This window comes from Yoonia sp. SWMV100, assembly GCF_056108365.1.
In genome coordinates this window covers 78,716-104,710 of the sequence record NZ_JBWBAQ010000006.1, presented here as the reverse complement: position 1 = coordinate 104,710, position 25,995 = coordinate 78,716, and the positions used below count along the sequence as shown (strand labels likewise).

The following is a 25,995-nucleotide window of genomic DNA, read 5'->3' as shown; positions in this document are numbered from 1 at the left end:
CCTCGTTTTTAAGCGACGTTGTTGTGATTTTCGGACAGATAAAAATTTCGGGGTAGATAATGTCAAAAACGATAAGATTATACCATTTCGTCAACGATAAGTTTGGGTTTGAAAACATACAAAAACGACGTCTGAAATTAGCATTTCCTGACTCAGTAAATGATTTGTTTGAATTGAGACCTTTTGATTTTGGCGAAGGCACACAGGGGCACAACCTCAGCGCGGCTTGGGGTAAGGCCATAAAAAAAATTCGAAGACACAAGGTTTCGTATCCTTCTCAGAAGGCTGGAGCGTTCCAACCATGTGGGCTCATTACGCGGATAATCACAAGGGGGTATGCCTTGGCTTTGACTTGCCAGTTTATCGTGATGCATCAACAAGATACGGCGACAAGATCATCTATGTGAACGAGCTAATTGAGATAGACGAGCGGCTTTTGAACGACACTGAGTATAATCAAAAGATGCAAGGTATCGCAAAACGAACAAAGGGCACTCACTGGGAGTATGAGCAGGAATGGCGTTATTGGTTTTCACTTGATGACACAGAAAAGCGGTCGAAACTGGATGATCCATCAGCCATCTTTTTCGCCCACTTTAATCACGACCTAATCCTTAGAGAGGTTATCCTTGGTGCCAAATCAAAATACTCTAGCAAAGATATACGAGACCTGCTCAAACCGTCAGACCAAGTGAAATTCGCCACGGCGCGGCCATCGTTCCGTAAATTCGCAATGGTCCCACAATAGCGCAAGTAGAAACGAAACTAACCAAGTCCTTGGCGGTCGGTTCAGTTCGCATCACACACCTTGATTTGCCGTCCGACGAACGTCGTGTTTGATCGTGGGCGCTGCGTGCCTTGGTCTTATCACTGCAAACGCGGCCTGTCGGGCGCGTCACATGCGCCGCGCCGCTTGGCTTTGACCTTTTGCGGGGCAACGATCAATCATCCAGCATCTTGACCATCTTGGTCAGTGTATTCAGATTGCGTGCGGTCGCCGGGCCGATACAGGCCTCCATCTTTGCGGCCAATTTAGATCGCCCTAACCCATCCGGCGCGAACAGCCAAACGGTGCGGCCCATCACCGAGACCTGTTCGGTCGGTGCTTTCAGGCTGTCGATTTTCACCCGATCGACGGTAGGTGTTTCAAGGCATAAATACCCATGCACTGTATTGCCCGCCGCACCCGCATAGGGACAATCGGCAAGCACCTGACGCATCTCTGACGCTGCCAACACGACGATTGGCACATCACATCCAAACCTGTCCTTGATGCCACCTGCGATCTGATCGGCCAATGGCTCTGTCGCGTTGAAAACAAGGTTTCCAGAACCAATATAGCTGCGCACACCAGGGTCCGACGTAATGCCCGCGCACAGCAGGCGCAGATCCGCCATGGGAATTTTGCAATTCCCGCCGACATTGATGCCCCTTAAAAAAGCCACATATTTTGGCACAATCTGCCCCTTTCGCTGCCGCAACAATGCCACGGCAGCGGCGCGGGTCAACCGGACAATCAATCAGGCGTAGCTAACGATTTCGAACTCCACGCCATCCGCGTCATGGAAATAAAACCGCCGCCCCGGTTCGTAATCCGCATGACTATGGGCCTCAAATCCCAAGGCGCGCACCTTTTCTTCAGTCTGACCCAGATCATCGACAACGACCGCGATATGGTTCAACGCGCCGCGCGTTGCGTAACTTGCGTCAGCCGCGGGCACAGTTTGTTCGCCAGCGCCGGAATACAGCGCCACATAGCTATCTTTGCCCCCCACATGTACCGTGTAACCTGCGCCCCCCATCGCTGGCCCTTCCCACCGGACGTGCCAGCCAAACAGATGGCCCAGCATTTTGGCGGTCGATTTCGGATTGGATACGGTGATGTTCACATGTTCTAAACGGCTCATTTTATTATCCTTTTTAAAGTTGAAGATGCCCATCAAAAACCAGCGTTTGCGCTCGCAAGGGAGCACGACACACTCCATGCCATGATCCCAACCAAACCCGTCACGTCGCAGCGCGGCCGCGGCTTGCCCTGACACGAAAAACCGATGGTAGGTGGTATGCATTATGTTTTTCCGCTGGATTACCTGAACAATTCCGGTTCTAATTTCTCAAGTTAACTTGAGATCAAGGATTATTTTCATGACAGGCGGATTATCTATCGGTGACTTGGCAGACCGGACCGGTCTGGCCGTCTCGGCGATCCGGTTTTACGAGACCCACGGGATCGTCAAACCCTTGCGAAACAGTGGCGGGCACCGGCGCTATGGGCGGGCAGATATCCGGCGGCTGTCGTTCGTCATGGCCGCGCAAACCCTTGGGTTTCCGCTCGGTGAAATCGCGGAACATCTGCATGCGCTGCCCGACGACAAAGCCCCAAACAAGGCGGATTGGACGCGGATCGGCAAAACCTTCCGCACAAAAATAGATGCGCGGATCGCGGCCCTAGAAGAACTGCGCAATAAGCTTGACGGCTGCATCGGGTGTGGATGTCTAAGCCTAAAAAGCTGCGCGCTATATAACCCCGCCGACATCAGGGGGCGTGATGGGTCTGGGCCTCGTAATTTGACCCGGCTTCCGGGTTGACTTTGGGCGGCGCGTGTTATCCCCATGCGGCATGAAACTTTCTGATCGCATTACACATATTACCGGTGGCGGCTCTGACGGCTGGGACACCTTTTACCGCGCGCGGCGGATGATCGCCGCCGGTATTGACGTCACCGAACTGAATATCGGCGAACATGACACGCGCACACATCCCGATATTCTTCACGCGATGCATGAGGCCGCGATGAACGGGCATACGGGCTATGCCACTGTTCCGGGAACCGACAGTTTACGCGCGGCCATCGCGCAACGCCTCACCGACCGTACAGGTGTACCCACCACAGGTGCCAACATACTGGTGACGCCGGGCGGTCAGGCGGGCCTGTTCGCGGCCCATAATGCTGTTTGTGATCAAGGCGATATCGCGCTTTTTATTGACCCGTATTACGTCACCTATCCCGGTACGATCCGCAGTGTGGGCGCGATCCCCAAGCCGATTGTCACGACACCGGAAACAGGGTTCCAACCCAACCACGCCGCGTTGCAAACCGCCGCTGCCGGCGCAAAATCGCTTTTGATTAACAGCCCCAACAACCCCACCGGCGCGGTCTACTCGGCTGAAACGATGACCACCATTGCCGCTGCATGTCGGGATCATGACCTGTGGTTAATCTCGGACGAAGTCTACGACACCCAAATCTGGGAGGGGCCGCACATCAGCCCGCGCGCCCTACCCGGCATGGTGGATCGCACGCTGGTTGTCGGATCAATGTCGAAAAGCCATGCAATGACCGGCAGTCGCGTCGGTTGGATCTGCGCCCCGGAACATGTGATTGCCCAACTGATCAACCTCGCCACCCACACAACCTATGGTGTTGCTGGCTATATTCAGGACGCGGCCGAATTCGCGCTTGGTCAGGGCGCGCGCGTCGAAGACGCCGTCGCCGCACCCTTTCGCCGCCGCCGGGCGCTGTCGCTGGATGTGTTGGCCGGGCAAGATACCGTGAAGGCGGTGCAGTCCCAAGGTGCGATGTATCTGATGCTGGACATTCGCGCGACCGGGCTGACGGGCGAAGCCTTTGCCAACGCGCTTCTTGATGCCGCGCAGATCGCCGTGATGCCCGGTGAAAGCTTTGGACAGGCCGCCGCAGGACACATCCGGATCGCGATGACGATTGACGACGCCCGTTATGTTGCCGCGCTCGAACGGATCATCGCGTTTGCCGTCGCACAGGCCAAACAATAAACGCCCGATTTTAGGCGGCGTACACGGGGGGAATCACCTAAGGTTTCCCAATGATGATACATTTACCTGATGACGATACACTGTACGACGCGCTGCTGGCCCGCGACCCGGCTTATGATGGGACTGCATATGTCGGCGTATCTTCGACCGGAATATTTTGCCGCCTGACCTGTCCGGCGCGCAAGCCCAAACGTGAAAATTGCCATTTTTTCAGCGATGTCGCTGGCTGCATTCAGGCTGGGTTCCGGCCATGCAAACGCTGCCACCCCGTCACCCCGGCCGCGCAAAGTGATCCGACGATCACAGCACTGCTGGCCCGTCTTGATGCCGATCCAAGCCGGCGATGGTCAGAGGATGCCATTGCACAAACCGGATTCGACCCATCAACCGTGCGGCGCAGCTTTAAGCGGCATTTTGGGATGACGTTTCTTGATATGGCGCGCCAACGTCGGCTGGCGCATGGATTCACGGCGTTGGAATCGGGCAAAGTCATCGAAGCACAGCTTGATGCCGGATTTGACAGCCCCTCCGCGTTTCGTGCGGCATTCGCAAAGCTTTTGGGGACCGCGCCAAACAGTTTCAAAGCGGACGCCATGTTGCGCGCGACCCATCTGGTTACCCCGCTCGGCGATATGATCGCCGTCTGTGACAACAAGGCGTTGCATCTTTTGGAATTCGCTGACCGCAAGGCGCTTCCTGCAGAGCTCGCAAAATTGCGCGCGATGACCAAAGACAGCATCGGTGTCGGTCGCACCCTTGTGACCGATCAGGTCGAAAACGAACTCGGGGCGTATTTCGCGGGCGCAAGTGCAACCTTTACGGTGCCGCTGGTCCTGCATGGAAGCCCGTTTTCCAGATCGGTCTGGAACGCACTGCGCAAGATTCCCGCTGGTGAAACACGCAGCTATGGCGCGCTGGCCCAGACAATCGGTGCACCATCTGCAGCGCGTGCGGTGGCGCGAGCCAATGGCACAAACCAGATCGCGGTCATGATCCCGTGCCACCGTGTGATCGGGGCAGATGGGGCGCTGACCGGCTATGGCGGTGGGCTGTGGCGCAAACAGCGTTTGATCGAACTTGAAAAATCATATGCACAAGCGACAGGAATTTAACAAACCTCGGGCCGCAATCGCGCACGGATGTTGCATTCCTTGGGCGCAACAGCGCGGCATATCGGTATGCACCTGTCCCGCCCCGCGTTAGACGCATTTGTCAAATGCAGGATGGGATCAACAGAAAAGGCCCGCAGCTTTCGCTACGGGCCTCTCTCCTTGCCATCATACGTATTCAGGGACATAAATACGCGTTTTGGCAAATGGGGTTCACATTAGAACTTGTATGAAACGCGCAGTGCTGCGGTCGTCGCGTCGATATCAACACCGGAATCGTCGAAATCTTCGAACTGGTGCTTGATGACCTCGGCGCCAACAATCACGCTGTCGCTTACACGGTAGTCAGCGCCCAGACCAACGAATGCACCGGTGTCTTCGCCGTCGATGTCACCCGAAACGCGTGCCTGTGCAACGCCTGCGGTCGCGTATGGCAGCCAGTTGCCTGCATCGTAACCAACGCGCAGTTTTGCACGTGTGATCGCGTCAACAGCAACATCAGGTGTGCCGCTTTCGATTTCTGTGCCATTGATGTCAAGTTCGCCACCAACAACCCAGCTACCCATGTCGTACATGTATCCAGCCTGAACACCGTATGTCATGTCCTCAGGATCTTCTGGCAGCGCGTCTGAATCAAGCTGTGCGTAACCCAGCTGACCACCGGCATAGAACCCTGTCCAGTCACCGGTTGTGCGCATTGGCGCCGGTGCGACTGCAACTGGTGTCGGCGCTGGTGTCATGATTGGCTCTGACAAACCGCCAGCGGATGCCATGCCAGCAGCAAGTGCCAAGGGTGCAGCGATGATACCTGCGCGAACCATTTTGAAAGTCGTCGTCATTTTGTTTCTCCATTCGGATTTATGTTGTCGTCTGCTCATACAACTGCCCATCATTTGAAAAGGTTCAATAGGACCTCACGGCGCTGTGAACAAATTGGGCAAAATAGAGTAACTTTTCGGTAAACATCGGCGAAACATCGCGCAATTTCAATGACTTAAAATCACATCACTGTGACTTTTGCGGCCTTTACAAATCTTGCGTGGTCAGGGGTGTTAACCGCGCACAGAATCCTTGGGCTGTGCAAATCGTCCTCCCGACTCGGGTTGCGCTATTCCTGTCGTCAGTGGGGCGCTCAGGCTTAGGCCCCGCGCCGCGCGCACCGCAAGAAACCCGAACGCCTGCGCCTCGATCATGTCGCCATCAAGCCCCACGTCTTCGATGGCTTTGACCGGACAGGGCAGTTCCGCAGACAAGGCACGCATCATGGTCGCGTTTTTGCGCCCGCCGCCACAGACGAAAACGCGCGCTGGCACAGCAGGACAGGCCGCGACGCCTTGCGCCACGCTTTTGACCACCGCGTGGGTCAATGTGGCGACGGCGTCTGGATCGCGCAATCCAGCCACTGCCGAAGCAAGCGAGGCGAAATCATCGCGGTCCAAAGACTTTGGCGGCCTGCGTGCGAAATAAGGATTTTCAAGAAACGCGGCGATGATGTCATGATCAACCTTACCCGTCGCCGCCAACTGCCCGTTTTCATCGTATGCCATGCCACGTCGATTAAGCATAATGTCATTGATCGGCGCATTTGCCGGCCCCGTGTCAAACGCAAGCAACGCACCAGCATCTGCCGGATCATCATAGCGGGGATCGACCCATGTCAGGTTTCCGACGCCCCCCAAATTCAAAAAAACCACGGGCGCGTTGCTGCGGACCCATTTTGCCAATGCAAAGTGATAGAACGGCGCCAAAGGCGCACCTTGCCCGCCCTGCGCGACGTCATTACTGCGAAAGTCCCAGACCACGGGCATCCCAAGGGCATCCGCCAGCCGCTGCCCATCACCGCACTGATGCGTGCCGCGCCCCTGCGGCTCATGCGCAAGGGTTTGGCCATGAAATCCAATGATATCGACGCCCTGAAACGGGGCCATCACCGCGATATGGGCGTCTTCAACAATCCTGGCTGCGGTATCCACATCGTCACTTTGCCAACGGCCCAGATGTTCGCGCAGCACTGTTTGCTCTTGCGATGTATAGGGCCGGTAAAGGGACGGACCAAACGCGCCGATGGTCACGCCGTCGGTTTCGATCACCGCGGCGTCGACCCCATCCAGCGATGTGCCTGACATCGTGCCAAGCGCGCGCAACATTCCCGTTTTCAACATCCGCTTTCCCTCGCGCTGTGACCTTTGTATAGAGTGCACCGTGCAAACCCCGGGAACAAGCCAATGACCTACCATCCGAAATCCGAATTTATGTCTGTCATGATGACACGCGGCTTTCTGGCCGACTGTACCGATTATCAAGGGTTGGACGATGCGCTTTCCCAAGGCACCCCTATTCCGGCCTATATCGGATTCGACGCGACCGCAAAATCGCTGCACGTCGGATCGCTGATCCAGATCATGATGCTGCGCTGGCTGCAAAAGACCGGACACAAGCCAATCACGCTGATGGGCGGCGGCACCACAAAAGTGGGCGATCCGTCCTTCCGCGCCGATGAACGCCCCCTGCTGGGCCCGGAGCAGATTGACGCCAATATCGCCGGGATCAAGCAGGTTTTTGCGGCCTACCTTGATTACTCCGAAGGCCCCACTGGCGCGTTGATGATCAACAACGCCGAATGGCTGGACGGGCTAAACTACCTTGATTTTCTACGCGACATCGGGCGGCATTTCTCGATCAACCGGATGCTGTCGTTTGAAAGCGTCAAGTCACGGCTGGACCGCGAACAATCGCTGTCGTTCCTTGAATTCAACTACATGATCTTGCAAGCGTATGATTTCCTTGAACTGAACCGACGTTACGGGTGCTTGTTGCAGATGGGTGGATCGGATCAATGGGGCAATATCGTCAACGGGATCGATCTGACCCGTCGGGTGCTTGACCATCAGATTTTTGGCATGACATCGCCACTTTTGACGACATCCGACGGTAAAAAGATGGGAAAATCACAATCGGGCGCCGTCTGGTTGAATCCGGATATGCTGTCGCCATATGAGTTCTGGCAATTCTGGCGCAACACAACTGACGCTGATACCGGCCGCTTCCTGAAACTCTACACAGAGCTGCCAGTCGACGAATGTGACCGGCTGGGCGCGCTAGAAGGGTCCGACATCAACGCGGCCAAAATCATTCTTGCCAATGAGGTGACGACCTTGCTGCATGGCGCTGACGCTGCTGCGACAGCAGAGGCGACCGCACGCGAAGTGTTTGAAAAAGGCGGCGTCGGGGATGATCTGCCGACACTGACCCTAACTGTAGATGAATTGACGGATGGTATTTCGATCGTCCAGTTGTTTGTGCGCGCGGGTCTTGCCGCCACGGGGAAAGAGGCAAAGCGCCTGATTGGCGAAAACGGCGCGCGCGTGAACGATGCGCCACTGGAAAATCCCGGGCTGATCATCGATGCTGCGGCCCTTGCATCACCGATCAAACTGAGCGCGGGCAAAAAGCGTCACGCATTGGTGCAACTGGGCTAAAGCAACAGCAAATCCACAATAAACAGCGTAACCCCGACCGGGGTTGTGACAAGGGCGGCCACCATGGCCGCCCCCAAAACTGTGGGGCGCGGCGATGGGGCATGAACCCCTGCGATCGTTGATCTATTTACCGTTTTCATGCGGCCATTAACCATGCCTTAGGTTTCTAATGGCTTAACGGCACTATGACACTTTTGCCCCTCCAGCAGCACCCGAATTTCGGCAGGGCCTTGCGCCACATCGATGTGCAGGTGAACAGCGTCACGGTATCAGGCGCGGCCCCGGTGCAGGTGATACGGCGCTACGGCATCAACTATGTGGCGCGCGGACCCGTTTGGCTGTCTGGACACAGCACCAGACCCAATGATCTGCGGATGGCAAAGCTGCATCTGATCAACAGCAACGGTGGTGACGCGCAAGGGTTGCGCGACGCAGGGTATCGACGGATCATGACAGCGGCCCATGTGGCCGAACTAACGGTTACGGCGGACGCCGATGGCATGGCCGCACACATGCACGCCAAGTGGCGCAATGTCTGGCGACGGTCCCAAAACACTCCGCTTCGGATTAGGCATGCACAGTTTGCACCTGCAAAGCACCAGTGGCTTTTGCAGGCAGACCTTGCCCAGCAAAAACAAAAACGGTTTCGCGCGCTTCCCCACGCGCTGATCCATGCCTACCCACGCCACGATGTCACGGTCTGCACGGCAGACATGAATGGGGTGATCGTCGCGGGTATGTTATTCCTGCGGCACGGGGCATGTGCCACCTACCATCTTGGGTGGACGAACGATGACGGGCGGGCACATGCGGCGCACCACCGGATGCTGATTGACGCTGCGATGCATCTTGCGGGCGTTGGTGTACAGCGGCTTGACCTTGGCACCGTCGATACGCAATCAGCGCCGGGGCTTGCACGTTTCAAGATCGGCAGTGGTGCCAAGATACATCCGTTAGGCGGAAGCTGGATCCGGTTCCCCTAACCGCTAGCCCCGTTCCGCACCACCTGTTAAGTCTTGGTGAACGCTTTTGGGGATCACTATGACTTTACTGCAAATCACATCGCTTTTGATCGTCTTGGCCGGAGTTTTCGGTTCGATCAACTATCTTTTCCTCAAGCTCCCATCGGCGATTGGGATCTTGATTGTGTCGTTGCTCGCATCGTTTGTGGTCATGCTTCTGGACGTTGCAGTTCCCGGATTTGGGCTTGAGGATACAGTGCGCCGCACCGTGCTAAGCATCGATTTTTCGGATGCCTTGCTTGAAGGCATGTTGGGGCTGCTGCTGTTTGCGGGGGCGCTGCACGTAAAGGTGTCCGACCTGAAACGCGAATGGGTGCCGGTCATGTTGATGGCCACCATCGGTATCGGGCTGTCAACGGTCATTGTTGGCTACGGGTTTTCTTGGCTTACGGGGATGCCGCTGCTGACGGCGCTCGTCTTTGGGGTTCTCATTTCGCCAACCGATCCAGTTGCTGTGATGGGTGTCTTGCGGCAGGCCGAATTGCCAAAATCATTGGAAACAAAGATTGCGGGCGAAAGCCTGTTCAACGACGGCGTTGCCTATGTGGTGTTTTTGGTCCTAATGGGGCTGGCGTTTCCGCACGGTGAAAGCCACGGCAGCGGTGCCGCCGCAGCAATGCGTCTGTTCGTGCAAGAAGCCCTTGGTGGCGCGATCCTGGGCCTGGTTCTGGGGTGGCTGGTATTTCGTGTGATGCGGCGGATTGACGATTATTCGCTTGAGGTGCTCATTACGTTAGGGCTGGCGTTTGGCGGTTATGAATTGGCGGTTTATCTTCATGTATCGGCCCCGATCATGGCCGTTTGCGCAGGGTTGCTGATCGGCGACGTGGGCACAAAATACGGCATGTCCGAAGAAACCCGGCTATACGTGGATGCCTTTTGGAAACTGATCGACGAAATCCTGAACGCCGTGCTGTTCTTGATGATCGGGGTCGAGGTGTTTGCTGTCGCATTTAATGCCAGCTTCTTGGTCACGGGCGTGGCGTCGATCGCGCTTGCTTTAGTTGCCCGTTTGGCGGCCGTCGCTGTGCCGGTTTTGATGCTAAAGCCGTTCCGTAGCTTTGCTGCCGGTGTGATCCCGATTATGACATGGGGCGGCTTGAAAGGTGGCATATCTGTTGCGCTCGCGCTGTCATTGCCAAACAATGAATGGAAACCCGTCATTCTGACAGCCACGTATGTTGTTGTGGTGTTTTCCATCATCGTGCAGGGGCTAAGTGTGGCAAAACTGGCTGAAAAAGTCGGCCGCGAACCGGAGCTGCCCGTATGATCCAATATCTTGTTTATGATGTGTTCACTGACACGCCGTTCGGGGGCAATCAGCTTGCTGTGATCCCGGACGCAACCGCGCTGCCTGAGGCCGATTTGCAAAAAATCGCCAAGGAGTTCAACTTTTCTGAAACGACGTTTGTCTATCCACCGGTACACGCCGCCCATACCGCCAAGGTGCGGATTTTCACGCCAACGATGGAAGTCGCTTTTGCGGGACACCCCACCATCGGTTCGGCCTTTGCGCTGCGCGATCTGGGCCACGTCGGCAACATGGTTCTGGAACTGGGTGTTGGCCCGATCCCCTGTCATTTTGCGGGAGACCTTGCATCTTTTACCACCAGCGCCCGGCTCGAAAGATTAAGCACGCCCGCGCCCGAACTGATCGCACGCGCATTGGGGCTGTCGGCATCGTCTATCAACAGCACGACCCACGCCCCGGTCCAAGCCAGCCTTGGTCTGCCGTTTGTGATTGCAGAACTGGACAGCGCAGAAAGCCTTGCAACCTGCGCCCCCAATATTGACGTGCTGCGTGAAGGGGCGCGCAAACACCCTGGGGGACTTGATTTTGCGATCTACGTTTACGTGCGCCGCGGTAGCGACATCCAAGCGCGGATGTTTGCGCCCCTTGATAATATCCCCGAAGACCCCGCAACAGGCAGCGCCGCCGCAACATTGGCCGCGTTACTGACCGAAGAACTGAAGGCCGCGCAAAATTTACGCATTGCCCAAGGTGCACAAATCGGGCGACCTTCGCTGATCATCGCGACGACGCAAATGTTGGACCCTGTGCCCGTCACAATTAGCGGTCAGGCCCGGCGCGTCATGGAGGGCAACCTTGTCTACTAATCACACGCCAACCGCGCTGCATGCCTTTGATGTGACGTCCGACGGTCAGGCCACACGCGCCGCGGCGATCAGCGCACAAATTCCTGACGCAATAGCATACCGTTGGCTGCATTTTGACCTGTCCGATCCCGCGCTTGAATCTTGGTGTGATGCGGCTTTACCCCCCCGCGCCGCGCACGCCATTCTTGCTGCCAAAACGCGCCCGCATATGGACGACGACGAAAAAGGAATTGTGCTGACCTTGCGGGGCATCAACCTTAACGAAGGTGCCGAACTTGAGGATATGGTGTCACTGCGGTTATGGATTACGCGTAATCTGGTGGTTTCGGTTCGCAGGATGCGGGTCTTTGCGATGGATGAAGTCGGGGCCGCAATGACTGCGGGTGATTGCCCGCCTAGCTCTGCGCATCTGGTCGCCCGCATCACCGAAAGCTTGGTCGAACGCATCGAATCCGTGTCCGTCGATCTTGAACTGCAGACGGACCAGATGGAGGACCTTGTTTATGATGGCGAGGCGACCGAAGTACCAGACTTGTTCAACCTGCAACGTATCGCAATCCGGTTAAGGCGGCACATTGGCCCGATGAAAGACGCGCTGATGGCGCTCGCTTCCAATCATACTGGCCCGATCCCATCGACATTGCGCAATCGCTTGCGCGATACCGCCAATCGAGCGATGCGGTCCGTCGAAGAGGTCGAAGAGGTGCGCGACCGCTTGCGCGCCCTGTCGTCGCATATCGACATGACAAACGAGGCCCGAGTCGCGCGCAATGGCTACACATTATCCGTGGTCGCCGCGATTTTCCTGCCGATCAGCTTTTTGACCGGGCTGCTGGGTGTGAATGTGGGCGGGGTTCCCGGCACGGATTCACCCTATGCCTTTGCTATCCTGTGCGCGCTTATGGCGATTATCGGTCTTGCGACCTATGGTGTCCTGCGCTGGGTTAAATGGTTCTAACGGGCGGCTATGGGTAGAAACTGCGGGGCATCGGCGGTATCAAGGCACAGTAAAAATCCGAGATGCGATATGAAACAAACAATCCTTGACCGTTGCGAGGCCCACGGCCTGCGTTTAACAGACCAACGCCGCACCATCGCCGGTGTGCTAGAGGCCGCAGACGACCATCCCGATGTCGAAGAATTATATAACCGCGCCTCGTCGGCTGATCCGCGGATTTCGCTCGCGACGGTATACCGCACAGTCAAACTGTTCGAAGAATCTGGTATTTTGGAAAAACACGAGTTTGGCGATGGGCGCGCGCGCTATGAAACCGCGGACCGTGACCATCATGACCATTTGATCGACATGCATTCAGGCGAAGTGATCGAATTTGTCGATCCCGAAATCGAAGCCCTGCAAGAGCGCATTGCGGCCAAACTTGGCTATGAATTAAAGGGGCACCGCCTTGAACTTTATGCCGTGCCAATTAAAAAATCTTGAACCTCAATCAGCCTAGCACCTTCGTATACCGTATGACGTTCAGCCATCGGCGGGACATTCTGCGTCGCACAGGGTTGTCGGCCGATTTGGTGATTTAATTTGTTGTGCCTGATTGACGACTAACGTCCACCCCACCAGACGCCCGCATTTGGCTGCAAATCCAGATTGGGCATTGGGGACGCGTCAGTTTGGATAGGCGCCATCCGCGCTTGTGGCAAAGTTTTCCAAATCATTCCATGCACAGCACTTGCATCCCGCGATAGCCCGCGTATGCCAGACTCTTAACGCACCATAGCCGGAGACCCCCTTGGACAATATTCGCGGAAGCGCACTTATGGTGGCGGCTATGCTTGGCTTTGCCTTCGAGGATATGTTTATCAAACTTATTGCCGGCGCCCTGCCCGTCGGTGAAATCCTGATCTTGCTTGGTGGTGCGGGGGGAATTTTGTTTGCGCTTCTCGCCTGGGCATACGGGGACAGGCTCTGGTCGCGCGACCTTTTGCAACAGGCGGTATTGATCCGCAACGCAGGCGAAGTCTTTGGCACGCTCGGGTTTATCACGGCGGTTGCACTGACCCCGATTTCTTCGGCATCTGCAATTTTGCAGGCCACACCCCTGGTGGTCACAATCGGTGCCGCGCTATTTCTTAAGGAAACCGTAGGCTGGCGCCGCTGGGTCGCTGTCTGTATCGGGCTGTGTGGCGTGCTGATGGTGCTGCGGCCGGGGTTGGATGGGTTCGATGCAAATTCACTGTTTGCCGTGCAGGGCGTGATTGGATTGGCGATCCGCGACCTTGCGACGCGCCGGGTTCCGCCGGGTGTCACGTCGCGCCAGCTCGCGACCTATGCCTTTCTTGTGCTGGTTCCAACCGGTGCGATTGTGATGTGGGTCACCGGCGCGCCAATGATCGCGCCCGAACCGGTGAACGTTATGCGCCTGTGTGGGGCGGTCTTGGTCGGGGTTGTTGCATATTACATGCTGGTCGCCGCAACACGGATCGGACAGATATCGCTGATTGCACCGTTTCGCTATACGCGTTTGGTCTTTGCGCTGATCATCGGATTTGTGGTTTTCGACGAAAATCCCGATGCGCTCACGCTGCTTGGGGCCGCAATTATTGTTACGTCCGGTATTTATACGCTCTGGCGTGAAGCACGGGTGCGTCGGACTTCCCTTGCGTCAAAACCCGCGTTATAGAACGCGCAACACCGCTAATATCCCTCCCAAAGGAGCCTCTTGATGAGCACGATTATCGACATTCACGCCCGCGAAATTCTGGACAGCCGGGGCAACCCAACGGTCGAGGTCGACGTGACCCTTGAAGACGGCACCATGGGCCGTGCGGCCGTGCCATCAGGCGCATCCACCGGCGCGCACGAAGCTGTTGAAAAACGCGACGGCGACAAAGCACGCTATCTGGGCAAAGGCGTTCTTGAGGCCGTGGCCGCCGTGAACGGTGAAATCGCCGAAGCCATCCTTGGCTTTGACGCGACCGAACAAGTCGGGATCGACATGGCGATGATCGAATTGGACGGCACCCCGAACAAAGGCCGCCTTGGCGCCAACGCCATCCTTGGCGTATCAATGGCCGTGGCCAAAGCCGCCGCTGAATTTTCCGGTCAGCCCCTGTTCCGCTACGTTGGCGGCACATCTGCACGTACCCTGCCCGTCCCGATGATGAACATCATCAACGGCGGCGAACATGCCGACAACCCGATCGACATCCAAGAATTCATGATCATGCCGGTATCAGCCACCAACATCAAAGAAGCAGTGCGCATGGGATCCGAGGTGTTTCACACCCTGAAAAAAGAACTGTCAAACGCGGGCTACAACACCGGGATCGGTGATGAAGGCGGTTTTGCTCCTGCGCTGGAAAGCACCCGCAGCGCGTTGGACTTCATTCTGAAGGCGATCGAAAAGGCCGGCTACACGCCCGGCAAAGATATCTATCTGGCGCTGGACTGTGCCTCGACCGAATATTACGAGAACGGCAAATACGAGATGAAAGGCGAAGGTAAATCGCTGACATCAGCCGAAAACGCCGACTATCTGGCTGCGCTATGTGCAGATTACCCGATCATTTCGATCGAAGACGGTATGGCCGAAGACGACTGGGCCGGTTGGAAACTGCTGACCGAAAAACTGGGCGACAAAATCCAGCTTGTCGGTGACGATCTGTTCGTGACCAATCCTGTGCGTCTGGCCGACGGCATCGCGCAAGGCGTCGCAAACTCCATGTTGGTCAAGGTCAACCAGATCGGCACACTGACCGAAACGCTGCAAGCCGTCGATATGGCACACCGCGCCCGCTACACCAACGTGATGTCGCACCGCTCTGGCGAAACCGAAGACGCAACCATCGCCGACCTCGCTGTCGCAACCAACTGCGGCCAGATCAAAACCGGCTCGCTTTCGCGCTCTGACCGTCTGGCAAAATACAACCAGCTGATCCGGATCGAAGAAATGCTGGGCGAAACGGCAGTCTATGCCGGGCGTTCGATCCTAAAGGCCTAAACAGTCGGCCCCGCTTCCATTTTTTGGCAAGCGGGGCTTTTGTTTGCTTTGCGGAGTTTTCGAAAACCGCTTAAACTGCGCTAATGTTAGAACCCGGTTTTCACCCCGTCTCGCGCGGCATGGTCGCCACCGTTGTCACCCACCTTGCGATGACAGCGCCACCTGCACCGCCCCCGCAAGAATCGGCAAATTTCAAACGTCACACTGCGGCTGATCCGGACTGGTATCGCGACATGTTCCGGGCCGTTGGCCAGGACTGGTTGTGGTTTTCACGGTTACAGCTGAACGATCAGGCTTTGGCGGAAACCCTGCACGACACCAATTACGAACTCTGGACCCTGCACAATGATGGCCGCGACGTCGGCTTGGTCGAGATTGATCATCGGACCGCGGGCGAATGCGAACTGGCTTTCTTTGGGCTGACCGCTGCAATGGTTGGCAAAGGGGCTGGGCGCGCCATGATCGGCCACGCGATCAAACAGGCCTTTGCGCGACCCATTCGCCGGTTTCACGTACACACCTGCACGCTTGATAGCCCGCAGGCGCTTGGGTTTTATACACGCGCCGGGTTCGAACCTATCAAGCAAGAGATTGAAATTGCGCCCGATCCGCGCCTTACAGGGGCTTTGCCGCGCAGCGCTGGCCCGCATATTCCGGTGTTTCCATGACCTCTGACGCGATTATTGCCAAACTAGGCCTGCAACCGCATCCCGAAGGTGGTTTCTACCGCCAGACATGGGTTGCCGAAAACGACGGGCGGCCCACTGGCACCTGCATCTATTTCCTGCTCAAGTCCGGCGAGGCAAGCCATTGGCACCGCGTCGATGCGACCGAAATATGGCTTTATCATGCGGGTGCGCCGATTGTGCTATCACTGGCGGAAACTGATGCCGGCCCCGCAGCCGACCACATTCTTGGGCCGGATGTTCTGGACGATCAAGCCCCGCAAATCATCGTTCCCAAAGATACTTGGCAAGCGGCGCGCACAACTGGTGACTGGACATTGGTCAGCTGTACGGTATCGCCGGGGTTCGACTTTGCGGGATTCACCCTTGCGCCCCCCGGCTTTGACATTCCGCGCTAGCGGTCGCCGAACATGTCACCCAAACCGCCCAACACCGATCCTTCGCCCTTGCGGCCACCCGGCCCGGCGGCGCGCAAAATCCGGTCAGCAAGCCGCGAAAATGGCAGGCTTTGCAAATAGACGGTCCCCGGTCCCGACAATGTCGCCAAAAAAATGCCTTCGCCGCCGAATACCATGGATTTCAACCCGCCAGCCCTTTCGATATTGTAGTCAACACCGCTGCTGAACGCCGCAATACAGCCGGTATCCACGCGCAATACTTCGCCTGCCTGCAATTCGCGTTTGATCACCGTGCCGCCAACGTGGATAAACGCCATTCCGTCGCCGCGCAGCCGCTGCAAAATAAAGCCTTCGCCGCCAAAGAACCCAACGCCCAACTTGCGCTGAAACGCGATGTCGGTTGTGGTGCCGAAAGCGGCACATAAAAACGCATCTTTTTGGCAGATCAGTTCTTCGCCCACCTTGGACATGTCAACAGCGATGATCTTGCCGGGATAAGGTGCTGCAAAGGCGACGCGTTTCTTGCCCTGACCGTTGTTCGAAAAATGGGTCAGGAAAATAGATTCGCCTGTCAGCACGCGTTTGCCCACATTCAGCAGCGCACCCATCATGCCGCTGGTAGGTGTCGTGCCATCGCCCATTTTGCTGACAAAACCGATCCCGTCTTCCATATAGTTCATGGCGCCGGCCTCGGCGATCACCGTCTCTTGCGGGTCCAGTTCAACCTCGACGATCTGCATGTCATCGCCGAAAATTTCATAGTCTACTTCGTGGCAACGCATTGCTCATGCTCCCTTAAATTCTTTTGGAAACATATAGGTGGTGGTGTCGCAGGCAAAAGGCTGGAAAGCCTTACCTTTGGCCCGCTGGGCGAAAGTTGGCCGCAAAAAAAGGGGGACCGAAGTCCCCCTGTAGTCTCGCTGATCAGGCTCACTATTTATTACCGCTCTGATTTTTTGCCTGCGGCCTGATCTGCGCCAAGGGCGAACGCATCCGCCCTGGATCTCTTTTAGTGCACCGCCCCTGTGCCCAACCCGTGTACCGAGAACACAGCCGTGCAGCCGGCATTGTTATCGTTTGCGAACGTCTCGACCGCGTAGACGACGGGCATGCCGGACACTCCCAAAAACGCGACGGCTTTGCCGTTCACATAGGCCTCAAGCAGCGGACCAACCGCGTCTGTCTCAAAGCTGGCCTCAAGGCTGCGGCCGCGCATTGTCACGCTGTGTGCGACGCAGGTGTGGCCGGCGATATCAAAAGCAAGGTTCATCAGTCGTCTCTTTCTTAGCTACAGCCAGAGGTGCCGCCACAGGTGTTGCATTTCATGCAAGTCCCGTTGCGTACCAACGTGTAGTTGCCACATTCACCGCAGGGGTCACCTTCGTAACCTTGCATTTTCGCCTTGTCGCGTGCGGAAATGCTGATGGTTCCCGTGCTGATCGCAGTTTCCGATTTTGCTGTCACAACAACGGTTTGCGATGGTTGTGCCAAGGTTGCGGTGCCCTGCATCATCATCAAATCCTGCGGCATCCGCTTGCGTAGGTATCCGGTCGACGAAATCTGCTTTAGCACCTCTAGCGACCGCGATGCAGCGCTCTCGGATGGGGTGCGCACGTTTGATACACCCTCTTCCTCGCCGCGCCCGATGTCATCGAATGATGCGCCTTCGGGTTTGACGTGCGCCAAATCTGTGCGGTCCAAATAGGACACCGCCAGTTCCCGGAAAATGTAATCCAGGATCGACGTCGCATTTTTGATGCTGTCGTTGCCCTGCACCATGCCCGCGGGTTCGAATTTGGTGAAGGTGAACGCATCAACAAATTCCTCCAGCGGCACGCCGTATTGCAAGCCAACCGACACTGCGATGGCAAAGTTGTTCATCATCGCGCGAAAGCCTGCGCCTTCTTTGTGCATATCAATAAAGATTTCGCCCAGCTGGCCACCCTCGTATTCGCCCGTGCGCAGGTAAACCTTGTGGCCACCAACGATCGCTTTCTGGGTGTACCCTTTGCGGCGCTGTGGCATCTTTTCGCGTTCGCGATTGCGTACCTCTTGAATGATGATCTTTTCGATCACCTTTTCCGCCAGCACAGTCGCCTTTTCATGCGGTGTACCGCTTTCAAGGATTTCCGCCGCCTCGTCGTCATCCTCGACCAAGGCCGATGCAAGGGGTTGCGACAGCTTCGATCCGTCGCGGTACAGCGCGTTCGCCTTTACACCCAACGACCAAGACAGTTCGTATGCCTTCTGACAGTCTTCGATGGTCGCGTCGTTTGGCATGTTGATGGTTTTCGAAATCGCGCCAGAGATGAACGACTGAGCCGCCGCCATCATGTAGATGTGGCTATCAACGCTCAGGTAACGCTTGCCTTTTTTGCCGCACGCGTTCGCGCAGTCAAAGACACTGTAGTGTTCCAGCTTCAGGTGCGGCGCGCCTTCCAGCGTCATTGTACCGCAAACATGGTCGTTCGCTGCCTCAATGTCTTGTTTGGAATAACCAAGGTGGCGCAGCAGATCAAAGGTCGGATCATTCAGCTTGGCGGCCGGGATACCCAGCGTTTTGGTGCAGAAATCCTCGCCCAAGGTCCATTGGTTAAACACAAACCGGATATCAAACGCCGCAGCAAGGGCGGCTTCGATCTTGTCCAGCTCGGCTTGGCCGAAGCCATGGCCAATCAGGCTGGTGTGGTTGATCGCAGGCGCCTGCCCGATCGACGCGTGACCGACAGCATAGGCAATGATTTCTTCGATCTGCGCTGGTCCATACCCCAGCTTTTCAAGCGCGGCTGGCACCGACTGGTTGATAATTTTGAAATACCCGCCGCCAGCAAGTTTCTTGAATTTCACCAAGGCAAAGTCAGGCTCGATCCCTGTGGTGTCGCAATCCATCACCAGACCGATGGTGCCTGTTGGCGCAATCACCGACACTTGGGCGTTGCGGTAGCCGTGCTTTTCACCCAGCTCCAGCGCTTCGTCCCATGCGCCGATCGCCAGCGCGACAAGACGTTGATCGGGGCAGTTTGCGTGGTCCAGCGGCACCGGTTTCACATCCAGTTTGTCATAGCCGGTCGATTTGCCCAATGCAGCCTGACGGTGGTTTTTGATGACGCGCAGCATGTGCTTGGCGTTCTTTGCATATCCAGGGAACGCACCCAGTTCGCCCGCCATTTCGGCAGAGGTAGCGTAGGACACACCAGTCATGATCGCGGTCAGCGCTGCGCCCATCGCACGGCCTTCGTCGCTGTCATAGCCAAAGCCCATGTTCATCAGCAATCCGCCGATGTTGGCATAGCCCAGACCAAGCGTGCGGAAGTCATACGACCGCTGCGCGATTTCTTTGGACGGGAATTGCGCCATCATCACCGAAATTTCCAACGTCACAGTCCACAAACGCGTGGCGTGCATATAGTCTTCGACTTGGAATTCGCCGTCCTTGTAGAACTTGAGCAGGTTCATCGACGCAAGGTTGCACGCAGTATCATCGAGGAACATATATTCGGAACACGGGTTCGATCCGCGGATCGCGCCATCTTCAGGGCATGTGTGCCATGCGTTTACCGTGTCGTGGTATTGAATGCCCGGATCGGCACAGGCCCATGCGGCATGGCCGACTTGTTCCCAAAGATCGCGGGCTTTGATGATTTTGGCAACTTCACCGTTTTTACGGTTAATCAGTTTCCAGTCGGCATCATCTTCGACAGCTTTCAGGAACGCGTCGGTCACGCGAATCGAATTGTTCGAATTTTGACCCGAAACGGACGAATATGCCTCTGAATCCCAATCGGTGTCGTAGGTTGGAAATTCGATGCTCTCGTAACCCTGCTTGGCGTAATCCAGCACACGTTTGATGTATGTTTCAGGGATCGCAGAACGTTTCGCGTCTTTGACCGCCGCCGCAAGCGAAGGATTTACTTTCGGCTCATACGCGTCCTTTACCTCGCCATCCCACGCCTTAATCGCCGCAAAGATTGCATTCAGGTAGCGCGCGTGCATCTTGGAGCCCGCGACAATAGAAGCCACTTTTTGCTCTTCGATAACTTTCCAGTTGATGAATTCCTGAATGTCAGGGTGGTCAGCATCAACAATCACCATCTTGGCCGCGCGGCGTGTCGTGCCGCCGGATTTGATCGCGCCCGCTGCACGGTCGCCAATTTTCAAGAACCCCATGAGACCGGATGACTTGCCGCCGCCCGACAGCGATTCGCCGGCAGCGCGCAGGCTTGAAAAGTTGGTGCCAGTCCCGGAGCCATATTTGAACAGACGTGCCTCGCGGACCCAAAGGTCCATGATGCCGCCTTCGTTCACCAGATCGTCACCCACAGACTGAATGAAACAGGCGTGCGGTTGCGGGTGTTCATAAGACGAGGTCGATTTTGTCAGCTCGCCCGACTGGTAATCGACGTAATAGTGACCCTGCGCAGGTCCATCAATGCCATAGGCCCAGTGCAGGCCTGTGTTAAACCATTGGGGGCTGTTCGGCGCTGCGCGTTGTGTCGCCAGCATATACCGCATTTCGTCGAAATATGTGCGCGCGTCTTCTTCGGTTGTGAAATAGCCGCCCTTCCAGCCCCAATAGGCCCACGCGCCCGCCAGACGGTCAAAGACTTGCTTGGCGGATGTTTCTCCGCCGAAAGTCGCACCTTTTGCGGGGGCCGCACGCCACAGAAATTCAGGGACACCCTTTTCTTTGACCTTGGTCACAGCGGACGGCACACCCGCTTTGCGGAAATATTTCTGCGCAATCACGTCAGACGCGACTTGGCTCCAACCTTTCGGAATTTCACAATCATCCAGTTTAAACACGATTGTGCCATCAGGGTTACGAATCTCTGATGTCGTCGTTTTAAATGCCAGATTCGCATATGCGTCCTGACCGGAAGTAGTGAAATTACGCTCGATTTTCATTCTTTGCCCCTGATATTTCTGCACATGCTGCGACCGCAGCAAAACCTATTTTTCATCGCGGAAACGACGCCCACATTTCGTTTAAAAACGTGTCGCCAGACCCGCTCCCAATGATCCTGGCGAACATCCAGAAATGCACTGAGTTATCATATTGGCATACTGCCGCTTGCTGAACCGCCCCGGCCCCACCACCACAACATTTTGCGTTCTGCTGATTTGCTCGCACAACCTGACGCATCTAGCCCTAGTGGGTCAACGAATTTTTAACACTAAATGCAGATTAAAAGAGTTGACGGCTCATATATGCCGAACTGCAATTTTATGCAGTGATTCATCCACCAACTTGTCCACAGGGATGAAAACGGGAAAGCCCATATATGCGGCTGACTTAGATAAAAACATTCACAGACCAGGTTAAGAAACGACAAAAGTCGGTCTGGGTCGCTGCCGGTTTTATATGGAGATCGTCATCGCAAAATTGGAACGACCGGCCACCTTACGGTGATCCGGCGTTCAGTTCCAAATTTGTGGATTTGAATGGTCGGGGCGGAGAGATTCGAACTCCCGACCCTCTGTTCCCAAAACAGATGCGCTACCAGGCTGCGCTACGCCCCGACGAGGGTTTCTCTAACCCCAGTGAACTGATTTGAAAAGACCTAATCGTCACTCTTTTCGCTGCAATTCAAAATTGCTGCTTCACCGAAGCTGGGATGCTGTAAAACATCACCTTCAGCGATGCCAAGACGCGCTGAAAGCCCGCCGTTAATCTCAAGAACCATCTGGACGCCATCGCCACCGGGAATCGGGGTGGTATCAAGCGGAACCGCATTTTCATGAATCTTGAGAATCTCTCCGTCCGGAGCCACAAACAACATATCTAAGGGAATCAATGTGTTTTGCATCCAGAAGCTGACGCGTTGTGGTTCTTGATAGATGAAAAGCATACCGGACATCGTCGGCATCTGTTCCACAAACATCAAACCGCGCGCGCGTTCTTCCACATCGTCCGCAACATCGATGGAAAAATGCGCCTGCCCCCAATCACCACTGATGGTGACCTTGTCATCGGCGCATGCGGCCCAAAGCGGTTGCGCCACAGTGATCAGCGCAAAAACAAAAAGGCCTGTTTTCATCGCGCCGCGATTTCCCAACCGACCACCTCGATGGCCATGCGACCACGTTCGCCATCAACCAGCCGCAGCCCGATTGCCTCGCCTGATTGCAAATCCGACAAACCAGATCTGCGCAACACCTCTATATGGATGAAGACATCGTCGTTATTTCCAAAGATATTCGCAAAACCGAATCCCTTGGCCTTATCAAACCATTTGACCCGTGCGGGCTCTATTGTTCGCTGTGCGATGTCTTGTGGGGTAAATTCCGCCATATCCTTAAGGGGGACAGATGATTCTGTATGCGGTGGGGTGATCGACACCACTTCGATTGCCTGCAAACCACGCTGCGTGTCTTGCACAACGATGGTAATTTCAGATCCGTCAACGACGGACCCCTGCCCAAAATTGCGCAGCACGTTTGCATGAAGCAAGATATCCGAACCACCATCACTGGCCACAACAAAGCCAAACCCCTTTGCCGGATCAAACCATTTCACCAGTCCGTTCACACGCCGTTGGCTGCTCGCATCGTGCGTTTCCATTACGTCTTCCTCTCGAAGGCAGGCAAAACTCACTATGCCTACCCACCAATATTTTTCCCGACCACAACCCGGAACTACGCGACACCCTACACATAAATTTCAAACCGATCGAAATTTATGGACTAAGCCGCGTGATCTTCCACGGTTGATCTATTTTCTCTCGTGACCACCGAAACCGGTCATGCAACCTAAACGCACCATCTGACCAAAACTCTATCTCTAGAGGTACAATACGAAAACCACCCCAGAAAGGCGGCCGCGCCGGGTCCGCTCCCTGCTGAACCGTAACCTTTGCAACCTCTGCCATCAACGCACTCCGTGACGACAACGGCTGCGATTGGCGCGACGCCCACGCACCAAGCTTACTTTTGAGCGATCGCGACTGATAATACGCATCAGCGATCGGCCCGTCTTCTTTGCTGGCTAATCCACGAACACGGATTTGGCGGGCTAGTGTTTTCCAGTGAAGCACAAATGCCGCCTTACCGGAATGAGAAATTTCGACAGCCTTCCGGCTTTCGTAGTTTGTGTAAAATACAAATGCGTCAGGCTCAATCTCCTTGAGCAACACCATGCGGACGTTTGGCAAACCAGTGTCATCTGCGGTGGCTAATGCGATCGCATTCGGATCACTGGCCTCTGTCGCGCTTGCAGTGTCCAACCATCGCTGGGCAAGTTGAAACGGGTCGTCTCCTGCAAAAATCCCCCCTCGGTCCGCCATCATAGCTCCTCAACATTCCTGCGCCCGCAAGGCTTAGGGGCAATCCATAGTTCTGGCAACCTTTTTACACCTTTGTTCAAACGCTTGCTGCGCGGATGCCAATCGCCTAAACGGTGATGACGCAAGATGAACGAAGACAAAGGAACGACAGCGATGACGTCACAGCTGATGCAAGGCAAACGTGGGCTTATCATGGGGCTTGCCAATGACAAATCCATCGCGTGGGGGATCGCAAAAGCATGCGCCGACGCAGGTGCAGAACTGGCATTTTCCTATCAGGGCGATGCACTGAAGAAACGCGTTGACCCGCTTGCCGCATCGGTAGGATCAGACATTGTTCTGCCTTGCGACGTTGGTGACGAAGCGTCAATTGATGCGCTGTTTTCCAGCCTTGAAGAACGCTGGGGCAAGCTTGACTTTGTTGTCCACGCTATTGGGTTTTCAGATAAAAACGAACTGCGCGGCCGCTACGTTGACACCAGCCGCAGCAATTTTTTGATGTCGATGGATATTTCGGTCTATTCTTTCACAGCCGTTGTAAAGCGTGCTGAAAAGATGATGACGGATGGTGGATCGTGCCTGACGCTGACCTATTACGGCGCAGAAAAGGTGATGCCACATTACAACGTCATGGGCGTTGCAAAGGCAGCACTGGAAGCATCCGTGCGCTACCTTGCCGAAGATTTGGGTAAAGACAATATTCGTGTGAACGCAATCAGCGCTGGCACCATCAAAACGCTCGCAGCCTCTGGCATTGGCGATTTCCGGCTGATCCTGAAGTGGAACGAATATAATTCGCCGCTCCGCCGCACAGTCACCCAAGAAGAAGTCGGCAAATCCGCGCTTTATCTTCTGTCGGACCTTAGCAGCGCCGTAACCGGCGAGGTCTTGCACGTCGATGCAGGCTATCATGTGGTTGGGATGAAGGCGGTTGATGCGCCTGACATAACAAAGGAATAAAAAATGACCCTCGCGGGCTTCGGGACGATCTGGTTTTTGCACCTTCTGGCCGCGATCAGCCCCGGCCCTGCGGTGGTCATGTCTGCGCGCACGGGCGTCGTAGAGGGGATGCGCACCGGCGCGATGCTGGCGATTGGCATCGGAATCGGTGGCGTCATCTGGGCCGCACTCGCATTGGCGGGGTTGGCCTTTATCTTTGCGGCAGCGCCCGCGCTGCTGGTCGCGCTAAAGGTAGCAGGCGGGGCATATTTGGTATGGATGGCATGGAAACTGTGGAAATCGGCAGATACGCCGCTTGACCTTGGTGCAAACGACACCCCGCCGCGCAGCTTTGGTTCCGCATTACGGCTGGGCATTGTCACGCAGCTTGCCAATCCGAAACCAGCCGTTCTTTTCAGCGCGATTTTTCTGGGAACCGTACCCGCAGAAACCGGTCCGCTGGCCTATTGCGCCATCCTGACGGCCGTCTTTCTGAATGAAACCATATGGAATATTCTTGTCGCGCGCATCTTTTCCCTCGAACGCACCAAGCGCGGTTATATCAGCCTGAAGACACTCATTGACCGTGCGTTCGGCGCGACACTCGCGCTTTTGGGCCTTAAGATTGCCGCAACCTAAACGACGCCAAAAGGAACACCACCATGACGGACCGCCTGCCCCACGAAAAAGGTTTTCACATCAGCTGGGATCAAATCCACCGCGACAGCCGGGCACTGGCGTGGCGGTTGGATGGACTGGGCCCCGATGAAGGCGCTTGGAAAGCTGTGGTTGCCATTACACGTGGTGGCATGGCCCCGGCGATGATCGTTGCGCGCGAACTTGATATTCGCACGGTCGATACGATCAGCGTCAAAAGCTACGACCATCAGGACCGCTCTGAAGCGACAATACTAAAAGCGCCCGATGCCGCACTTATGGGTGATGGCACCGGCATTTTGATCGTCGATGACCTTGTCGACAGCGGCAAAACGCTTGAACTTGTCCGCAAGCTGTACCCCAAGGCACAATTTGCGACGGTCTATGCCAAGCCAAAAGGCCGCCCGCAGGTCGACACCTTCATCACCGAAGTCAGTCAGGACACATGGATATTCTTTCCGTGGGATATGGCCCTGCAATATGTCGAACCTTACCGCGGCAAAGATTGAACCGCGACAGCCTTGCGATGACCGCGCCACGGGCGCCTAA

28 protein-coding genes and 1 tRNA gene are annotated in these 25,995 nt (G+C 55.8%); 17 read left to right on the top strand and 12 right to left on the bottom strand.

Annotation, left to right across the window (positions count from 1 at the left end):
• Window positions 1-301: 301 nt before the first annotated feature.
• Window positions 302-748 (top strand): DUF2971 domain-containing protein, encoded by a 447-nt coding sequence (locus ACXJGX_RS13805; protein ID WP_474782657.1) that lies wholly within the window; start codon window positions 302-304, stop codon window positions 746-748.
• A gap of 193 nt (window positions 749-941) precedes the next feature.
• On the opposite strand, the gene ACXJGX_RS13800 is transcribed toward ACXJGX_RS13805, so the two are convergent.
• Both ACXJGX_RS13800 and ACXJGX_RS13795 read right to left on the bottom strand, forming a co-directional pair.
• Complete coding sequence (locus ACXJGX_RS13800) at window positions 942-1,445, bottom strand: DUF1697 domain-containing protein (protein WP_474782886.1); 504 nt, start codon at window positions 1,443-1,445, stop codon at window positions 942-944.
• Window positions 1,446-1,520: 75 nt separating this feature from the next.
• Window positions 1,521-2,069, bottom strand: coding sequence for a VOC family protein (locus ACXJGX_RS13795; protein WP_474782655.1), 549 nt, complete (start codon window positions 2,067-2,069; stop codon window positions 1,521-1,523).
• 76 nt (window positions 2,070-2,145) lie between these two features.
• On the opposite strand from ACXJGX_RS13795, the gene soxR reads away from it, so the two are divergent.
• From soxR to ACXJGX_RS13780, 3 genes are read left to right on the top strand one after another with little or no spacing between them, the layout of a single operon-like run.
• Window positions 2,146-2,589 (top strand): redox-sensitive transcriptional activator SoxR, encoded by a 444-nt coding sequence (gene soxR / locus ACXJGX_RS13790; RefSeq protein ID WP_474782653.1) that lies wholly within the window; start codon window positions 2,146-2,148, stop codon window positions 2,587-2,589.
• Between the two features lie 31 nt (window positions 2,590-2,620).
• Complete coding sequence (locus ACXJGX_RS13785) at window positions 2,621-3,796, top strand: pyridoxal phosphate-dependent aminotransferase (RefSeq protein ID WP_474782651.1); 1,176 nt, start codon at window positions 2,621-2,623, stop codon at window positions 3,794-3,796.
• A 50-nt stretch (window positions 3,797-3,846) separates the two neighbouring features.
• Window positions 3,847-4,908: a bifunctional transcriptional activator/DNA repair enzyme AdaA gene (locus ACXJGX_RS13780; RefSeq protein WP_474782649.1), complete on the top strand. Its 1,062-nt coding sequence runs from the start codon at window positions 3,847-3,849 to the stop codon at window positions 4,906-4,908.
• A gap of 215 nt (window positions 4,909-5,123) precedes the next feature.
• Here ACXJGX_RS13780 and ACXJGX_RS13775 read toward each other — a convergent pair whose 3' ends face one another.
• Entirely contained in the window at window positions 5,124-5,744 is a 621-nt protein-coding gene (locus ACXJGX_RS13775; RefSeq protein ID WP_474782647.1) for an outer membrane protein, read from the bottom strand.
• Window positions 5,745-5,957: 213 nt separating this feature from the next.
• Entirely contained in the window at window positions 5,958-7,067 is a 1,110-nt protein-coding gene (locus tag ACXJGX_RS13770) for an anhydro-N-acetylmuramic acid kinase (RefSeq protein WP_474782645.1), read from the bottom strand.
• A gap of 63 nt (window positions 7,068-7,130) precedes the next feature.
• Between ACXJGX_RS13770 and tyrS the strand changes: the two genes are divergently transcribed.
• Entirely contained in the window at window positions 7,131-8,384 is a 1,254-nt protein-coding gene (tyrS, locus tag ACXJGX_RS13765) for a tyrosine--tRNA ligase (RefSeq protein WP_474782643.1), read from the top strand.
• Here tyrS and ACXJGX_RS13760 read toward each other — a convergent pair.
• Window positions 8,381-8,524 carry a hypothetical protein gene (locus tag ACXJGX_RS13760; RefSeq protein WP_474782641.1) on the bottom strand — a complete coding sequence of 48 codons (144 nt, stop codon included), beginning with the start codon at window positions 8,522-8,524 and terminating at the stop codon, window positions 8,381-8,383. The two genes, tyrS and ACXJGX_RS13760, sit on opposite strands and share 4 nt — an antisense overlap.
• Window positions 8,525-8,569: 45 nt before the next feature.
• Between ACXJGX_RS13760 and ACXJGX_RS13755 the strand changes: the two genes are divergently transcribed.
• From ACXJGX_RS13755 to ACXJGX_RS13715, 9 genes are all read left to right on the top strand, one after another.
• A complete protein-coding gene (locus tag ACXJGX_RS13755; protein WP_474782639.1) occupies window positions 8,570-9,367 on the top strand; it encodes a GNAT family N-acetyltransferase in 798 nt (265 codons plus the stop codon).
• A gap of 58 nt (window positions 9,368-9,425) precedes the next feature.
• Complete coding sequence (locus tag ACXJGX_RS13750) at window positions 9,426-10,676, top strand: cation:proton antiporter (RefSeq protein WP_474782637.1); 1,251 nt, start codon at window positions 9,426-9,428, stop codon at window positions 10,674-10,676.
• Window positions 10,673-11,524 carry a PhzF family phenazine biosynthesis protein gene (locus ACXJGX_RS13745; protein WP_474782635.1) on the top strand — a complete coding sequence of 284 codons (852 nt, stop codon included), beginning with the start codon at window positions 10,673-10,675 and terminating at the stop codon, window positions 11,522-11,524. Before ACXJGX_RS13750 ends, ACXJGX_RS13745 begins: the two co-directional genes overlap by 4 nt.
• Window positions 11,514-12,482, top strand: coding sequence for a CorA family divalent cation transporter (locus tag ACXJGX_RS13740; protein ID WP_474782633.1), 969 nt, complete (start codon window positions 11,514-11,516; stop codon window positions 12,480-12,482). The genes ACXJGX_RS13745 and ACXJGX_RS13740 overlap by 11 nt, the downstream gene beginning before the upstream one ends.
• Before the next feature lie 69 nt (window positions 12,483-12,551).
• Window positions 12,552-12,965 carry a Fur family transcriptional regulator gene (locus ACXJGX_RS13735; RefSeq protein WP_474782631.1) on the top strand — a complete coding sequence of 138 codons (414 nt, stop codon included), beginning with the start codon at window positions 12,552-12,554 and terminating at the stop codon, window positions 12,963-12,965.
• Window positions 12,966-13,272: 307 nt separating this feature from the next.
• On the top strand, window positions 13,273-14,163 hold the full coding sequence (locus ACXJGX_RS13730) for a DMT family transporter (RefSeq protein WP_474782629.1): 891 nt from the start codon (window positions 13,273-13,275) through the stop codon (window positions 14,161-14,163).
• Window positions 14,164-14,205: 42 nt separating this feature from the next.
• A complete protein-coding gene (eno, locus tag ACXJGX_RS13725) occupies window positions 14,206-15,483 on the top strand; it encodes a phosphopyruvate hydratase (RefSeq protein ID WP_474782627.1) in 1,278 nt (425 codons plus the stop codon).
• A gap of 83 nt (window positions 15,484-15,566) precedes the next feature.
• Entirely contained in the window at window positions 15,567-16,151 is a 585-nt protein-coding gene (locus ACXJGX_RS13720; protein WP_474782625.1) for a GNAT family N-acetyltransferase, read from the top strand.
• A complete protein-coding gene (locus ACXJGX_RS13715) occupies window positions 16,148-16,567 on the top strand; it encodes a cupin domain-containing protein (RefSeq protein WP_474782623.1) in 420 nt (139 codons plus the stop codon). The genes ACXJGX_RS13720 and ACXJGX_RS13715 overlap by 4 nt, the downstream gene beginning before the upstream one ends.
• Here ACXJGX_RS13715 and ACXJGX_RS13710 read toward each other — a convergent pair.
• The 7 genes from ACXJGX_RS13710 to pdxH form a co-directional block, all read right to left on the bottom strand.
• On the bottom strand, window positions 16,564-17,349 hold the full coding sequence (locus ACXJGX_RS13710) for a TIGR00266 family protein (RefSeq protein ID WP_474782621.1): 786 nt from the start codon (window positions 17,347-17,349) through the stop codon (window positions 16,564-16,566). The two genes, ACXJGX_RS13715 and ACXJGX_RS13710, sit on opposite strands and share 4 nt — an antisense overlap.
• Before the next feature lie 227 nt (window positions 17,350-17,576).
• Entirely contained in the window at window positions 17,577-17,837 is a 261-nt protein-coding gene (locus ACXJGX_RS13705; RefSeq protein WP_474782619.1) for a hypothetical protein, read from the bottom strand.
• A 14-nt stretch (window positions 17,838-17,851) separates the two neighbouring features.
• The gene (locus ACXJGX_RS13700) at window positions 17,852-21,472 is read right to left on the bottom strand and encodes a vitamin B12-dependent ribonucleotide reductase (protein WP_474782617.1); all 3,621 of its coding nucleotides are present in this window, start codon (window positions 21,470-21,472) and stop codon (window positions 17,852-17,854) included.
• 538 nt (window positions 21,473-22,010) lie between these two features.
• Window positions 22,011-22,087: transfer RNA gene (locus tag ACXJGX_RS13695), tRNA-Pro, on the bottom strand.
• A 41-nt stretch (window positions 22,088-22,128) separates the two neighbouring features.
• Window positions 22,129-22,605: a DUF192 domain-containing protein gene (locus tag ACXJGX_RS13690; RefSeq protein WP_474782615.1), complete on the bottom strand. Its 477-nt coding sequence runs from the start codon at window positions 22,603-22,605 to the stop codon at window positions 22,129-22,131.
• A complete protein-coding gene (locus tag ACXJGX_RS13685; protein ID WP_474782613.1) occupies window positions 22,602-23,129 on the bottom strand; it encodes a cold-shock protein in 528 nt (175 codons plus the stop codon). The genes ACXJGX_RS13690 and ACXJGX_RS13685 overlap by 4 nt, the downstream gene beginning before the upstream one ends.
• Window positions 23,130-23,244: 115 nt before the next feature.
• Window positions 23,245-23,850 carry a pyridoxamine 5'-phosphate oxidase gene (gene pdxH / locus ACXJGX_RS13680; protein ID WP_474782884.1) on the bottom strand — a complete coding sequence of 202 codons (606 nt, stop codon included), beginning with the start codon at window positions 23,848-23,850 and terminating at the stop codon, window positions 23,245-23,247.
• A gap of 153 nt (window positions 23,851-24,003) precedes the next feature.
• Here pdxH and fabI point away from each other — a divergent pair, with 153 nt between their 5' ends.
• From fabI to gpt, 3 genes are read left to right on the top strand one after another with little or no spacing between them, the layout of a single operon-like run.
• Window positions 24,004-24,810, top strand: a complete 807-nt coding sequence (fabI, locus tag ACXJGX_RS13675) for an enoyl-ACP reductase FabI (RefSeq protein ID WP_474782883.1) — start codon at window positions 24,004-24,006, stop codon at window positions 24,808-24,810.
• Window positions 24,811-24,813: 3 nt separating this feature from the next.
• Window positions 24,814-25,428, top strand: coding sequence for a LysE family translocator (locus ACXJGX_RS13670; RefSeq protein WP_474782611.1), 615 nt, complete (start codon window positions 24,814-24,816; stop codon window positions 25,426-25,428).
• A gap of 23 nt (window positions 25,429-25,451) precedes the next feature.
• On the top strand, window positions 25,452-25,955 hold the full coding sequence (gene gpt, locus ACXJGX_RS13665; RefSeq protein WP_474782609.1) for a xanthine phosphoribosyltransferase: 504 nt from the start codon (window positions 25,452-25,454) through the stop codon (window positions 25,953-25,955).
• Window positions 25,956-25,995 lie beyond the last annotated feature (40 nt).